This is a genomic window from Nonomuraea sp. SBT364 (assembly GCF_001083785.1).
Classification (GTDB): Bacteria; Actinomycetota; Actinomycetes; order Streptosporangiales; family Streptosporangiaceae; genus Nonomuraea.
Genome location: NZ_LAVL01000089.1, coordinates 20,824 through 34,519, shown reverse-complemented (window position 1 = coordinate 34,519; position 13,696 = coordinate 20,824). Strand labels below are relative to the sequence as shown.

The following is a 13,696-nucleotide window of genomic DNA, read 5'->3' as shown; positions in this document are numbered from 1 at the left end:
GCCCCCACCTGGGCCAAAGACCCCCTGGCCCCCAAGCCCGCCGACGCCTACAGCAACGCCTTCTTCTGGCTCGACGCCAACGGCGCCGCCCTCCGCAAGGCGACCCAGTATCGCTGGGACGCCAAGAAGGTGGAGAAGCTCGTCGCGACCGGCGGCAAGACGCCGGACGACGGCAAGCCGGGCATGACCGCCCCGGCCACCAAGGCCCCCACCCTCAAGGTCAAGAACGTCAACCTGCCGCGCACCATCGGCAAGGTCTTCTTCCTCGACCACAAGGGCGAGTACCGCTGGTGCTCGGCCACGTCGATCCAGTCGCGCCACCGCAACCTGGTCGCGACCGCGGGTCACTGTGTGTTCGAGAACGGCAAGGACGACGTCTTCGACAAGTGGGTCTTCGTGCCCGCCTACGTCCAGGGCAGAGCGCCGTACGGGATCTACCCGGGCGCCTACGCCTTCACCGCCTACGACCTCGACACCTACGACGACTACGACGGCGACTTCGCCTTCGTCGCGGTGCACAACGGCTTCCAGTTCGACGGTGAGAAGCAGGTCACCAAGGCCGAGTTCGCCAAGTGGCTGGGTGACAAGTGGATCAAGCCGCGCGAGATCGACCGCAAGGAATTCGACAAGTGCCTGCTGAACCTCGGTGACTGCTGGTCGGAGGGCGAGGACAAGCCGGCCGACCTGGTCGGGCCCGATTACCCGGGTGCCGTCCTGGAGAAGGTCGAGGTGAAGAAGGAGAGCTACGACGACGCCAAGGTCGGCAAGGGCAACGGTTACAAGTTCGGCGAGCCGGTCGTCGAGCAGGTCACCAAGACCCAGTCGGACGCCTACAAGGGGCCCGGCAAGAAGGGCACCGACCAGGCCGGCAACTACACCATCACCCACTACTACACACAGAAGTGGGTCAAGCCCGGCACGTCGCGCAAGTACTTCGAACCGCAGTACATCATCGGCATCGCCAAGGACACCGGCCGGCTCGGTGACGTCGTCGGCGGTCAGGGCGTGGCCTGGAACCAGCCGCTGGGCGGCAAGGTCATGGCCTTCGGCTACCCGGCCGACCCGCACCCCGACGGCGACAAGCCGTTCACCGGCGTGACCCCCAAGTGGTGCTACGGCAACACGGCCAAGAAGACCTACCAGGCCAACATGTTCAAGGTCGAGACGCACCAGGTGCTCAGGTGCTCGATGACCGGTGGCGCGGACGGCGGTCCCTGGATCCTGCGCTACAGCAACAGCAAGCGCACCGGCTACCTCAACGGCGTGACGAGCATGTTCCACGACCAGGACGAGAACAACCGCGTGGACTACATCAGCTCGCCCTACTTCGACGGTGAGGTCGCCGACGTCTTCCACAAGGCGAACTACGCCGAGACGAAGAAGATCGTCGGCCCGAACGGCGAGCTCCTGAGCTAGCGGCGCCCGAGGGAGCCCGCCGCACCGGGCTCCCTCACACCGCCGCCAGCTCCCGCGTCCGCTCGTGCAGCGCCCGGACCTTGGGTTCGTTCTTGTACGGCTCCAGCCGCCGCCGCAGGTCGGCCACGTAGGACCGGGACCTGACGGACTGCAGCTCGCTGGCCAGTGTCATGGCGCCGCTCGCCGCCGTGCAGGCCTCCTCCAGCTCGCCGCACTGCAGCAGCCCGGCCGCCAGCAGCGACAGGTTGAACATCCGCCCGCGCACGAACCGCCCGTCCATGTCGAGCGAGCGCCGTGCCTGCCGCACGGTGCGCTCGCCCTCGCCCAGGTCGCGGAAGCAGTGCGCGAACTTGGCCGACAGATAGGCCTCGTCGAAGTAGCCCAGCCAGCGCGGCTCGTCGCCCGGACTGCGCGTGTCGAAGGCGCGTTCGGCCTCGTGCAGCGACGCGGCGCAGGCGCGGGCGTCGCCGAGCCCGGCGTGCGCGTGCGCTTCGAGGACGTGGCCCGAGGACGCCAGCGTGGAGACGCCGGCGCGGCGGGCCGAGAGCTGGGCGGCGCGCGCCAGGTCGAGCGCGTGCGCCGGCTGGCCCATGTAGATGGCCTGGTGGGCCATCCCGGCGAGGATCTCGCCGCCGAGCGCGTGGTCGTCGGCGCCCCTGGCCAGGCGCAGCGCCTGGATGAGGTAGCGCTGGGCGAGCCCGTGCTGCTCCATGTCGTACGCCATCCAGCCGGCCAGCCGGGTGAGCTCGGCGGCCGCCGAGGCGAGCTGCCTGCCGGTGGCGTCACCGTAGGAGCCGTCCTTGAGCAGCGGCGTGACCGCGGTGTCCAGGTATTTGACCACGGAGGAGCGGACGCGGCCGCTCCCGAACCTGTTGTCGAGCTCGCCGAAGGATCGGGTGACCTCGTGGATGGCGGCGATGTCCGCCCTGCCCACCCGGCGGGGGCCCGAGCTGCTCGGGCGTCCCTCCTGCGGCGAGGTCAGCCACCGCACGGCTCCCACGGAACCTGCACCGATCGCGAACGTCGAGTCGATCAGGAATCTGCGTCTTTCCACATCGGCCCGCCACAGCGCCGTCACGGTCGCGACCCCCTCCTGCCACGTGTGCGTGAACTCCTGCCCGAGATCGAGGGGTGTAGTGATGGCCGGCATGCCCAGGTCTTCACTGCTGACGGGCCTGCCCAGCCGTAGTGCGAAAATTTCGGTAAGGAGGCACGGCACCGGGTCGCGTGGGCGCTGGCCACCGATCCAGCGCAGCACGGAGCTGTGGTCGTACTTCAGCCCGGGGGTGCCGCGGGCGGCACCCAGGTCGTTGAGGCGCCTGGCCAGTCCCTTGTGGGAGAAGCCAGCCTCCGCGATGAGCTGCTGTAGCAGTCGATTGGGCTCGCGTTCCATCGCTCTCCTCATAACGGGAGCCGGCGCCCGCATCCTTACAGAGAGCTATGTTTATAGCACGCCGAGTAAAGGGAGTTTGGTGTTTCCCAGTGCCCGTCTTGACGGATGCGGGCGCCCCGAGGTCAGGCGCGTGCCACGCCGTCCACGCGGGCCTGCGCGGCGACGGCGGCGGTGACGGCGGGGGCGACCCGCGCGTCGAACGGGCTGGGGATGACGTACTCGGCCGTGAGGTCGTCGCCGACCACGGCGGCGAGCGCGTCGGCGGCGGCCACCTTCATGTTCTCGGTGATCGCGGTGGCGCGGACGTCGAGCGCGCCGCGGAAGACGCCGGGGAAGGCGAGCACGTTGTTGATCTGGTTGGGGAAGTCGGAGCGGCCGGTGGCGACGACGGCGGCGTGCCGGGCGGCGACCTCCGGCAGCACCTCGGGCGTGGGGTTGGACAGGGCGAAGACGATGGAGCCCGCGGCCATGGAGGCGATGGCCTGCTCGGTGACGGTGGAGCCGGACAGGCCGACGAACACGTCGGCGCCGGCCAGGGCCTCCTCGGTCGAGCCGGTGTGGCCCGCCTTGTTCGTGTCGCGGGCCAGGGCCTGCTTGACCGGGTTGAGGCCGTCGCGGCCGTCGTAGATGAGGCCCTTGGAGTCGGAGACGGCGATGTCGCCGATGCCCGCCTCCAGCAGGATGCGGGTGACGGCGACGCCGGACGCGCCCGCGCCGGCCACGACCGCGCGCAGCTCGCCGAGCGGGCGGCCGGTGAGGCGGGCGGCGTTCTTCAGCGCGGCCAGGGTGACGATGGCGGTGCCGTGCTGGTCGTCGTGGAAGACGGGGATGTCGAGCAGCTCGCGCAGCCGGTCTTCCACCTCGAAGCAGCGGGGTGCGCTGATGTCCTCCAGGTTGATGCCGCCGAACGAGGGCGCGAGCCGGGCCACGGTCTCGACGAGCTCGTCGACGCCGGTGCAGGCCAGGCAGATGGGCACGGCGTCGACGCCGGCGAACTCCTTGAACAGCAGCGCCTTGCCCTCCATGACCGGCATGGCGGCCGACGGCCCGATGTCGCCGAGCCCGAGGACGGCGGTGCCGTCGCTGACGACGGCGACCACGTTGGAGACCCAGGTGTAGTCGTCGGCGAGCGCGGGCGTCTCGGCGATGGCGGTGCAGACGCGGGCCACGCCCGGCGTGTAGGCGAGCGACAGGTCGTCGGCGTCGCGGACCGCGATGGTGGAGCGGATCTCGATCTTGCCGCCGCGGTGCAGGGCGAACGCGGGATCGTGATCGAGAGATGCGGGTGTGGTAGTCACAGTGACCCCTGTAAGTCGGCGGACGGAAGTGAACCTTCGGCAGACGTGCACGAGGGCTGGCTTCGGTAGTCGCCAGGATCCCCTCGTCGATCGTCTCGGTGAGGGGTTACGGGGGTCACCCGTTTCTCCATACTGCCACATGCTGAGACGGGCTCTGATATCAGGGCCGACGCCGTTCCGTTGACGCATCGTTGTTCACCAGATGACGGACCGCTGCGAAACCCCATCTAAACTGCACAAAACTCCAACATATTTGGCATATCACTTGAGGAGGCCACCCATGGCCCTCTGGCCCTTGAACCGCCGCGGTTACGCCGCCGGCGCGCTCGCCCTGACCGCCGTACTGGCACTGTCGGCCTGCGGCAGCGGCAGCGAGTCGTCGGACGGTGCTACGACCTCCGCCAGCGCCTCGGCGGCCGGTGGCGCCAAGCTCGTGAACCCCGGCAAGCTCACCGTCTGCACCAACATCCCGTACGAGCCCTTCCAGTTCAAGGAGGGCAGCGAGATCGTCGGGTTCGACGTCGACATCGTCGACATCGTGGCCAAGAAGCTCGGCGTCGAGCAGCAGATCGTCGACATCGACTTCGCGGTGATCAAGAGTGGCGCCGCCATGGCGACCAACAAGTGCGACCTGGCCGCCGCCGGCATGACCATCACCGAGGAGCGCAAGGCCAACATCACGTTCTCGGACCCGTACTTCGACGCCACGCAGGCGCTGCTGGCCAAGAAGGGCACCGGGGCGACGTCCCTGGCGGACGTCAAGTCCAAGAACCTGAAGCTGGGCGCCCAGGCCAGCACCACCGGCCTGACGTACGCCACGGAGAACGGCTTCAACCCCACCGAGTACGCCGACTCGGCCAAGGAACTGCTCGCCCTCCAGGCCGGGCAGGCGGACGTGATCATCCAGGACCTGCCCGTGGTGCTCACCTGGCTGAAGAAGCCGGAGATCGCCGAGAAGTTCGAGCTGATCGCCAGCCTCGACACCGGTGAGCAGTACGGCCTGGGCATGAAGAAGCAGGCCGACCCGGTCCTCCTCAAGACCGTCAACGAAGAGCTCGCCAAGGCCAAGTCGGACGGCACGTACGAGAAGATCTTCGTGAAGTGGTTCGACAAGAAGCCCGGCGAGCTGGGCTGACCTCATGGCGGACGAGCCCATGACGACTGAGCCGGGACGCCCCCGGCTCAGTCCCCGCAAGAGGCAGCGGATCATCCGGGGCGTCCAGTACGCCGTCCTGGCCGTAGCCTTCGTCGCCCTCCTCCTGTACGCCGACTGGGCGAGCCTGGCGCAGAACTTCGCCCAGCCGGACGTCGCGGGGCAGATGCTGCCCGACCTGTTCACGATCGCGCTGAAGAACACGATCATCTACTCGGTCGGCGGGTTCGCCTTCGCGTTCGTGTTCGGCCTGATCCTGGCGCTGATGCGGCTGTCCACGGTGGGCCCGTACCGGTGGATCGCGACGCTCTACATCGAGATCTTCCGCGGCGTGCCGGCTCTGCTGGTCTTCCTGATGATCGTCTTCCTGCCGCTGGCGCTGCCCGGCTTCGACGTGCCGTTCGGCACCTACGGCCAGGCCATCCTGGGCCTCGGCCTGGTCGGCACCGCCTACCAGGCCGAGATCTTCCGGGCCGGCCTGCAGGCGGTCCCCAAGGGGCAGACCGAGGCCGCCAGGTCGCTGGGCATGTCGGCGAGCAGGGCGCAGTTCACCGTGGTCATCCCCCAGGCGATCCGGATCGTCATCCCGCCGACGACCAACCAGTTCGTGGCCCTGCTCAAGGACTCCTCGCTGGTGCTGTTCCTGGGCGTGTCGGGCGAGTACGTCGAGCTGACCAAGTTCGGCAACGACCTGGCGTCCACGCACGCCAACGCCACGCCCATCCTGGTCGCCGGCCTGACGTACCTGATCGTCACCATCCCGCTGGGCTACCTCGCCGGGCGGCTGGAGAAGCGCAAGGGGACGAACCGATGACCCACGCCATCGAGATCAAGGACCTGCACAAGCACTTCGGCCAGAACGAGGTGCTGCGCGGCATCGACCTGACCGTCGACACCGGCCAGGTGGTCTGCGTGATCGGGCCCTCGGGCTCCGGCAAGTCGACCCTGCTGCGCTGCGTGAACCTGCTGGAGCAGCCCACCAGGGGCACGGTGCGCGTGCGGGGCGTCGAGGTCACCGACCCCGACGTGGACCTCGACGCGGTCCGCCGGCACATCGGCATGGTGTTCCAGCAGTTCAACCTCTTCCCGCACATGACCGCGCTGCAGAACGTGATGATCGCCCAGCAGCGGGTGCTGAAGCGGGGCAGGCGGGAGGCCGAGGTCGTCGCCAGGGACAACCTGGAGAAGGTGGGCGTCAGCGCCAAGTGCGACGCCTTCCCCGCCCAGCTCTCCGGCGGTCAGCAGCAGCGGGTGGCCATCGCCAGGGCGCTGGCGATGAACCCGGACCTGATGCTGTTCGACGAGCCCACCTCCGCGCTCGACCCCGAGCTGGTCGGCGACGTGCTGGCGGTCATGCGCAAGCTGGCCGAGGAGGGCATGACCATGCTCGTGGTCACCCACGAGATGGGCTTCGCCCGCCAGGTGGCCGACCGGGTGGTGTTCATGGACGGCGGCGGCGTCGTCGAGGACGGGCCGCCCGACCAGGTGATCGGCGACCCGCAGCACGAGCGGACCCGGGCGTTCCTGCACCGGGTGCTGCACCCCGAGGGCTGAGCGCCAGGCGGCGGGGCGTCCGGGATTCCGGGCGTCCCGCCGTTCGTGTAATACTCCGGCATGGACCTGACCTCTTACGCCGAGTGGGCGGTCCGCCTGGTCAACGATCCCGCGCCGCCGCCCGAGCTGGTGCCGCTGCGGGACGAGCTGGCGGCGGTCTTCGACGCGGCGGCCGGCTCCGGCGAGAAGGAGCTGGCCGCTCAGCTCAACGCGCTGCTCGTGCGCTATCCGGTGCGCCCGCAGCTCACCGACCACGACGGCCGGGGCTGGCACCTGCACCTGGCCGACCACTCCGGCGCCGCCGCGGTCATGGGGCTGGCCGCCGTCGTCGCCACCCTGGGCGCCGACCGGCTCGGCCGCTGCCTGGAGCAGCACTGCTCGCGGGCCTTCCTGGACACCTCGTCCAACCGCTCACGCCGCTACTGCTCGGCCCGCTGCGCCAGCCGCGCCAACGTCGCCGCCTACCGGGCCCGCCGCCGCGGCGGCCAGTAACGCAGGACGACGCGGCCGACCACGTCCTCGACCGGCCCGAAGTCCCAGCTGTCGCGCCGGCCGCCGGCGCGCTGGTTGTCGCTCTCCAGCCACCACCCGCCCTCGCCGTGCCACTGGGCCCGCTTCACGATCAGCCGGCCCGGATCGCCTGGCAGCCTCGCCACGACGACGTCGCCGGGGCGCACGCGGGCGCCGCGCCGCACCAGAAGCCAGTCGCCCGGCTGCAGACCGGGACGCATCGAATCCCCTTCGACACGCACTCTCATCGCCGAGACCCCCTCCTCCACAGGCGTTTGGACCCGAGTAAGGTCGGTACTGGACCAAGCTGATTCGGCATCAAGGAAGGACTTTCTGATGCTCGCACGACTGCTACGACCCAAGCATGTCGCTTCCGCTCACTGCGACCTGCCCTGTGGCGTCTACGACCCCGCCCAGGCCCGGATCGAGGCGGAGTCGGTCAAGGCGATCATGGAGAAGTACGCGGGCAACGAGGACCCGGTCTTCCGCGCCCGCGCCATCAAGATCAAGGAGGAGCGGGCCGAGCTGGTCAAGCACCACCTCTGGGTGCTGTGGACCGACTACTTCAAGCCGCCGCACCTGGAGCAGTACCCGCAGCTGCACCAGCTCTTCTGGGAGGCCACCAAGCTGGCCGGTGCCGCGGGCGCCAAGGGCACCGTCGAGGTAGCCAAGGCGGAGGACCTGCTCGGCAAGATCGACGAGATCTCCAAGATCTTCTGGGAGACCAAGGCCGCCTAAAACGGCACATAAGGCTCTGTGCGGCGACCGCCCGCACAGAGCCTTTTCCGCTGATGGCGAGTCTGAATCCGCCAAGCACGTCCCGGGGGCGGTAAGTTGCAGTAGGCGTCGTATACGCGAGGAGGAACGTGACCGAGGAAACCGAGACGCGTGCGACAGGCGAGGCCGCCATTCGCGACGTGGTGAGCATCAGGCTCCCCGCCGACAGCGCCTACCTGTCCGTGTTGCGTACGGCCACGGCTGGGCTGGCCGCCCGGCTCGACTTCACGCTGGACGAGATCGAGGATCTGCGGATCGCGGTCGACGAGGCGTGCGCCATGCTGCTCAACGAGGCCGTGCCGGGCACCGACCTGACCGCCGAGTTCGAGCTGACGGGGCAGGAGATGCAGGTTCGCGTCGAGGTGGCGACCGTCGGGAGCTCCGCGCCCAAACGCGATGACTTCGCCTGGATGGTGCTGACCGCCCTGGCCGACGACGTCGACGCGGTGACCGACTCCCCCGATCGCATGGCGATCGTCCTGCGTAAGCGCCGAGGCGCGGCGAGGCCGGCGTGACGGAAAGGACTGGAGCCATGGCCACCAGCGAACACGCCGTGCCCGACAGGGTGCGGGCTCGCATGCTCTTCGCCGAGCTGTCCGAACTCGGTCCCGATGAGCCCCGGCGCCAGCGCATCAGGGACGAGCTGGTCGAGCTTCACCTTCCGCTGGTCGAATATCTCGCGCGCCGCTTCCGCAACCGCGGCGAATGGCTCGACGACCTGACCCAGGTCGCCACGATCGGCCTGATCAAGTCCATCGACCGGTTCGACCTCAACCGTGGCGTGGAGTTCTCCACTTACGCCACGCCCACCATCGTCGGCGAGATCAAGCGGCACTTCCGCGACAAGGGCTGGGCGGTGCGGGTGCCGCGCCGGCTCCAGGAGCTGAAGCTCTCGCTCACGAAGGCCATCAGCGAGCTGTCGCAGCGTGAGGGCCGCGCGCCCACCGTCGCCGAGCTCGCCGCCTACCTGAAGATGACCGAGGAGGAGGTGCTGGAGGGTCTGGAGTCGGCCAACGCCTACTCCACCGTGTCCCTCGACGCGCCCGACTCCGGCGACGACGACGCCCCCGCGGTGTCCGACTCGCTGGGCATCGTGGACGAGTCCCTGGAGGGGGTCGAATACCGCGAGTCGCTCAAGCCGCTGCTGGAGCGGCTGCCGCCGCGCGAGAAGCGCATCCTGCTGCTGCGTTTCTTCGGCAACATGACGCAGTCGCAGATCGCCACCGAGCTCGGCATCTCGCAGATGCACGTCTCCCGGCTGCTGGCCCGCACCCTGGCTCAGCTCCGCGAGGGCCTGACGGCCGACGACTGATCCGCGGAAGCGGCTCCGGCCGCTTCCGCCCTCTTCGCGCCCGCCCGCGCCGCCAAGGCGAGCACGAGCAGCAGCGCGGCCACCACGAGCGCTCCCCCCGAGAGGCCCGACGACGGCGCGAAGCCGCCGCCGATCCCCGTCCGGGCGAGCACCGCCGCCGCGGCCAGCCAGGTCAGGTAGGGCCCGACGGCGGCGGCCACCGCCACGGCGACCGCGAGCCCCCCGAGCCGGCGGGCGTCGCCCCTCCCGAACGGCCGTCCCGCCACGACCGAGCCCAGCACGGCGGGCAGCAGCAGCGCGGCCGCGCCGGCGCAGAGCGCGGCGAGCAGCACGTCGCCCCGCGAGAGCAGTTGCTCCCCGGTGGTGGCGCCCCACGCCTCCAGCAGCACCTCGTGCCGGCGGATCAGCATCCCCTCGGCCAGGGCGGGGTCCGCCCCGCGGAGCGTCACGCCGACCGTGACGTAGCCGCCGGTGCGGGTGGCCGCGTTGATCGTGTACGCGACTCCCCAGACCGCCGTCACCGCTCCGGCGAACCTGATCAGATAGACGGCCAGTCGGTCCATGGCCGCATTATGGGCGCCGCGGCCCGGCCCGTACAGGTCAGGAGTCGTCGCCGTAGAGCGCCCGGGTGGTGGGCGGGGCCAGCAGCCCGACAAGGCCGATCACGGCGACCAGCAGGAGCGGGACGCCGAACTCCGGCCGGCCCGAGTCGATGAGCGTGACGGAGATCGGGATCATGAAGATCTGCGCCAGCACGGCCGGCGCCCGTCCCCACCGCTCGGCGGCCAGCAGCCCGCCCCAGGCGACCCAGAGCAGCCCCGCGCCGATCAGCACCCCGAAGGCGGCCTCGGCCAGCGCGGCCGTCAGGTCGTCGGGCGTCCCGAACGCCGTCTCCACCCCGACGTAGACGCCCAGCCCGAGCGCGATCAGCCCTTCGAGGGCGACGACGAGGGCAGCGGCAACCAGGCTCCACGGACGCTTCGACACACCCGCACCCTATCCACCGCCACCGCCGGTCCGTCCGCTGCCGTGCGCACCCCGACGAATGGGATCTTTCACGACAATGTCGACAAGCCTCACCGGTTACGCTGGCCGTATGCGCGCGATGCTCCTGGTCAACCCCAAGGCCACCACCACCAACGCCCGCACCCGCGACGTGCTGATCAGGGCGCTCGGCGCGGCCGTGGACCTGAGCGTCGAGGAGACGGCCTACCGGGGCCACGCGGCCATGCTGGCGGCCACCGCCCGCGCCAAGGGCTTCGACGTGGTGGCCGTGCTGGGCGGCGACGGCACCATCAACGAGACCGTCAACGGCCTGCTCAACCCGGTCGACGGCGTGGACACGGAGCGGCCCGCGCTGATCGTGATCCCGGGCGGCAGCGCGAACGTGTTCGCCAGGGCGCTCGGGCTGCCCAACGATCCCGTCGAGGCCACCGGCGCGGTGCTGGAGGCGCTGCGCGACGGGCGGCGGCGCGGCGTGGGCCTGGGGCAGGCGCTCTGGGAGGGCGAGAGCCGCTACTTCACGTTCTGCTCGGGCATGGGCTACGACGCCGAGGTCGTGAGAGCCGTTGAGAGCCTGCGCGGGGCCGGGCGGAAGGCTACCCCGGGCCGGTATGTGAACACGGCTCTGCGGCACTATCTGGCCACGGACAAGAGGCATCCCGCGATGACGCTGACCGGTCCCGGCATCCCGGCGGCCGAGGGCCTGTTCATGGCGATCATCTCCAACACCTCGCCGTGGACGTACGTGGGCGCCCGGCCGGTCCGGCCGACGCCGTGGGCCTCGTTCGAGACGGGGCTGGACGTGCTGGGGCTGCGCCGGATCGGGTTGACGACGCTGACGCCGGTGATCCGCCACATCCTCACCGAGAGTGACCGCCTGCCGGGCGGCCGGCATCTCGTGCAACTCCACGACGAGGCCGAGTTCACGCTCACCGCCGCCCGGCCCGTGGCCTTCCAGCTGGACGGGGACTACCTGGGAGAACGCGAATCCGTAACGTTCCGGTCTATCCCGAACGCATTACAAGTTCTGGTCTAGCTGGTTACATTCGGTCATTGTGTGACGCATCCGACATCCATTACCGTCAAAACATCGGCCATACCCTCTTGCGTGCACTCTCCGTGGCTGAAAAGCTCAACACTGACGTCGGAACGTAGGACCTTTAACAACCCCAAGGGGTCCTCCGGCGTCCAGCGGACATCCCCGGTTCACCTGACCCGGGGCCTCGTTCGCACGGGTTAGTGAAACCTTTCACAAAGGATGCCGCACGGAGCCCATCTCAGGCTCCATCTACTAAGGAGTGGACGCATGGACTGGCGCCACCGAGCTGCCTGCCGTGACGTGGACCCCGAGCTGTTCTTCCCGATCGGGAACACCGGACCGGCACTCATGCAGATCGAAGAGGCCAAGCAGGTCTGCCGTTCCTGTTCGGCCATGGAAGCCTGCCTGAAGTGGGCTCTGGAGTCCGGCCAGGACGCCGGCGTCTGGGGCGGACTCAGCGAGGACGAGCGTCGCGCGCTCAAGCGCCGCAGTGCCCGTGCCCGCGCCCGCGCGACCGCCTGAACCTGCCAGAAGGAGACCGGCCTGAAACCCGCAGCGAGCCGAACCGCCTGGCGCGACAGACTTTCCGCCAGGACCACGCCGCGTCCCTGATCATGGGGACGCGGCGTTCAGTTCATGAGGCGGGCAGCGGGATCGACAGCGTGACCTCCGTGCCGCCGCCCTCGCGCGGCAGGACCGACAGCTTGCCCGACAGCTCTCCCTCGACGAGCGTGCGCACGATCTGCAGCCCGAGGCTCGTCGAACTGTCGAGGTCGAAGTCGGCCGGCAGCCCCTGCCCGTCGTCCCAGACGATCACGTGCAGGCGCTCCGCCCCCGGCTCCACCATCACCTGCAGCCGCTCCGGCCGGCCGTGCTGCAACGCGTTCTGCAGCAGCTCCGTGAGCGCCATGGCCAGCGGCGTGGCGATGAGCGACGGCAGCACGCCGAACGCCCCCACGCGGCGTGGCGTGACCGCCGCCTCCGGTGCCGACACCTCCCCCGCCATCGCGATCACCCGGTCGGCGATGTCGTCGAAGTCCACGAACTCCTCGGGCGCGTGCGAAAGCGTCTCGTGCACGATCGCGATGGAGCCGACCCGCCGCACCGCCTCCTCGAGCGCCTCGCGGCCCTCCGGCACCCGCAGCCGCCTGGCCTGCAGCCGCAGCAGCGCGGCCACCGTCTGCAGGTTGTTCTTCACCCGGTGATGGATCTCGCGGATCGTGGCGTCCTTGGTCATCAGCTCACGCTCGCGCCGCCGAAGCTCGGTCACGTCGCGGATGAGCACCAGCGCGCCGATGCGGCCGCCGCCGACGATCAGCGGGATCGCCCGCAGCTGCACGATCGTGCCGCCGGACTCGACCTCGGTCTCCTTGGCGGCCCGGCCGCTGGCCACGATCATGAGGTCTTCGTTGATCGGCTCGTCGGAGTAGCACAGCGTTGCGGTCACCCGGCCGAGCTCGGCGCCCACCAGGTCGGCGTGCAGCCCGAGCCGCCGGTAGGCCGACAGCGCGTTCGGCGAGGCGTACGTCACCCGGCCCGCCCGGTCGAGCCGCAGCAGGCCGTCACCGACGCGCGGCGAGCGGACCAGGATCGGCTCCTCGCCGGAGAACGGGAAGCGCCCCTCGGCCACCATCTGCGCCAGGTCGGAGGCGCTCTGCAGGTAGGTCAGCTCCAGGCGCGACGGGGTGCGCGCCGAGGACAGGTTCGTGGAGCGCTGGATGACCCCGAGGAAGCGGGCCTCGCCGCCGGGGACGGCACGCCGTACCGGGATCGTCTCCTCGCGCACGGGCACGCCCGTGGACCAGTCGGGGTCGCCCTCGCGGCAGATGCGCCGCTCGTCCCAGGCCGTGTCGATCAGCGGGCGCTCGCCCTTGGCGGCCACGGTGCCGACGACGTCGTCGTGGTAGACCGTCGGCCCGGTGGTGGGCCGCATCTGCGCGATCGCGATCCAGCCGTCCTCGCCGAGCAGCGGCGCCCACAGGATGAGGTCGGCAAACGACAGATCGGCCAGCAGCTGCCAGTCGGAGACCAGCGAGTGCAGCCAGTCGAGATCAGCCCCGTCGAGCGCGGTGTGGCGGACGACGAGGTCGCTGAGAGTCGGCACGAGTGCATCATGCGTGCTGTCGGGGCCAACAGCCAAACCGGCCCCCGCCTTTTCGGGCCGGTCCGGGGGCTGTGAAGACCATCACAGCGGTTGCGGCCTGGCCTGCCGCTGCGGTTATCCTTCACCATCAGCCTGAGC

16 protein-coding genes are annotated in these 13,696 nt (G+C 69.9%); 10 read left to right on the top strand and 6 right to left on the bottom strand.

The annotated features are described in order from the left end of the window. The coding region (locus tag ADY59_RS51720; protein WP_049569298.1) for a hypothetical protein at window positions 1-1,416 on the top strand (1,416 nt) is incomplete at its 5' end. Between the two features lie 34 nt (window positions 1,417-1,450). Here the strand turns inward: ADY59_RS51720 and ADY59_RS30645 are convergent. Then, window positions 1,451-2,809, bottom strand: a complete 1,359-nt coding sequence (locus ADY59_RS30645; RefSeq protein WP_049569294.1) for a hypothetical protein — start codon at window positions 2,807-2,809, stop codon at window positions 1,451-1,453. A 122-nt stretch (window positions 2,810-2,931) separates the two neighbouring features. Continuing rightward, the gene (locus tag ADY59_RS30640) at window positions 2,932-4,107 is read right to left on the bottom strand and encodes an NAD(P)-dependent malic enzyme (RefSeq protein ID WP_049569289.1); all 1,176 of its coding nucleotides are present in this window, start codon (window positions 4,105-4,107) and stop codon (window positions 2,932-2,934) included. 280 nt (window positions 4,108-4,387) lie between these two features. On the opposite strand from ADY59_RS30640, the gene ADY59_RS30635 reads away from it, so the two are divergent. Genes ADY59_RS30635 through ADY59_RS30620 form a run of 4 tightly spaced genes read left to right on the top strand, consistent with a single transcriptional unit; the run spans window position 4,388 to window position 7,306 of the window. Then, window positions 4,388-5,242 carry an ABC transporter substrate-binding protein gene (locus ADY59_RS30635; protein ID WP_049569284.1) on the top strand — a complete coding sequence of 285 codons (855 nt, stop codon included), beginning with the start codon at window positions 4,388-4,390 and terminating at the stop codon, window positions 5,240-5,242. Between the two features lie 19 nt (window positions 5,243-5,261). Then, entirely contained in the window at window positions 5,262-6,074 is an 813-nt protein-coding gene (locus ADY59_RS30630; protein ID WP_231618972.1) for an amino acid ABC transporter permease, read from the top strand. Further along, window positions 6,071-6,814: an amino acid ABC transporter ATP-binding protein gene (locus ADY59_RS30625; protein ID WP_049569273.1), complete on the top strand. Its 744-nt coding sequence runs from the start codon at window positions 6,071-6,073 to the stop codon at window positions 6,812-6,814. The genes ADY59_RS30630 and ADY59_RS30625 overlap by 4 nt, the downstream gene beginning before the upstream one ends. A gap of 60 nt (window positions 6,815-6,874) precedes the next feature. Further along, the gene (locus ADY59_RS30620) at window positions 6,875-7,306 is read left to right on the top strand and encodes a CGNR zinc finger domain-containing protein (RefSeq protein WP_049569271.1); all 432 of its coding nucleotides are present in this window, start codon (window positions 6,875-6,877) and stop codon (window positions 7,304-7,306) included. Here ADY59_RS30620 and ADY59_RS30615 read toward each other — a convergent pair. Next, window positions 7,276-7,593 (bottom strand): S24 family peptidase, encoded by a 318-nt coding sequence (locus ADY59_RS30615; protein WP_269433652.1) that lies wholly within the window; start codon window positions 7,591-7,593, stop codon window positions 7,276-7,278. The two genes, ADY59_RS30620 and ADY59_RS30615, sit on opposite strands and share 31 nt — an antisense overlap. A 67-nt stretch (window positions 7,594-7,660) precedes the next feature. Here ADY59_RS30615 and sodN point away from each other — a divergent pair, with 67 nt between their 5' ends. From sodN to ADY59_RS30600, 3 genes are all read left to right on the top strand, one after another. Then, the gene (sodN, locus tag ADY59_RS30610; protein WP_082310527.1) at window positions 7,661-8,062 is read left to right on the top strand and encodes a superoxide dismutase, Ni; all 402 of its coding nucleotides are present in this window, start codon (window positions 7,661-7,663) and stop codon (window positions 8,060-8,062) included. A gap of 128 nt (window positions 8,063-8,190) precedes the next feature. Beyond that, window positions 8,191-8,616, top strand: a complete 426-nt coding sequence (locus ADY59_RS30605; protein ID WP_049569269.1) for an anti-sigma factor — start codon at window positions 8,191-8,193, stop codon at window positions 8,614-8,616. 17 nt (window positions 8,617-8,633) lie between these two features. Beyond that, on the top strand, window positions 8,634-9,413 hold the full coding sequence (locus ADY59_RS30600; RefSeq protein WP_197093938.1) for an RNA polymerase sigma factor SigF: 780 nt from the start codon (window positions 8,634-8,636) through the stop codon (window positions 9,411-9,413). Here the strand turns inward: ADY59_RS30600 and ADY59_RS30595 are convergent. After that, window positions 9,380-9,976 (bottom strand): hypothetical protein, encoded by a 597-nt coding sequence (locus tag ADY59_RS30595; protein WP_049569268.1) that lies wholly within the window; start codon window positions 9,974-9,976, stop codon window positions 9,380-9,382. The two genes, ADY59_RS30600 and ADY59_RS30595, sit on opposite strands and share 34 nt — an antisense overlap. 37 nt (window positions 9,977-10,013) lie before the next feature. After that, complete coding sequence (locus ADY59_RS30590; protein ID WP_049569267.1) at window positions 10,014-10,400, bottom strand: hypothetical protein; 387 nt, start codon at window positions 10,398-10,400, stop codon at window positions 10,014-10,016. 109 nt (window positions 10,401-10,509) lie between these two features. Between ADY59_RS30590 and ADY59_RS30585 the strand changes: the two genes are divergently transcribed. Beyond that, window positions 10,510-11,451 (top strand): diacylglycerol/lipid kinase family protein, encoded by a 942-nt coding sequence (locus ADY59_RS30585; RefSeq protein ID WP_049569264.1) that lies wholly within the window; start codon window positions 10,510-10,512, stop codon window positions 11,449-11,451. A 270-nt stretch (window positions 11,452-11,721) separates the two neighbouring features. Continuing rightward, window positions 11,722-11,976, top strand: a complete 255-nt coding sequence (locus ADY59_RS30580; RefSeq protein WP_049569263.1) for a WhiB family transcriptional regulator — start codon at window positions 11,722-11,724, stop codon at window positions 11,974-11,976. Between the two features lie 112 nt (window positions 11,977-12,088). On the opposite strand, the gene ADY59_RS30575 is transcribed toward ADY59_RS30580, so the two are convergent. Continuing rightward, a complete protein-coding gene (locus ADY59_RS30575) occupies window positions 12,089-13,558 on the bottom strand; it encodes a PAS domain-containing sensor histidine kinase (protein WP_049569262.1) in 1,470 nt (489 codons plus the stop codon). Between the last annotated feature and the right edge of the window lie 138 nt (window positions 13,559-13,696).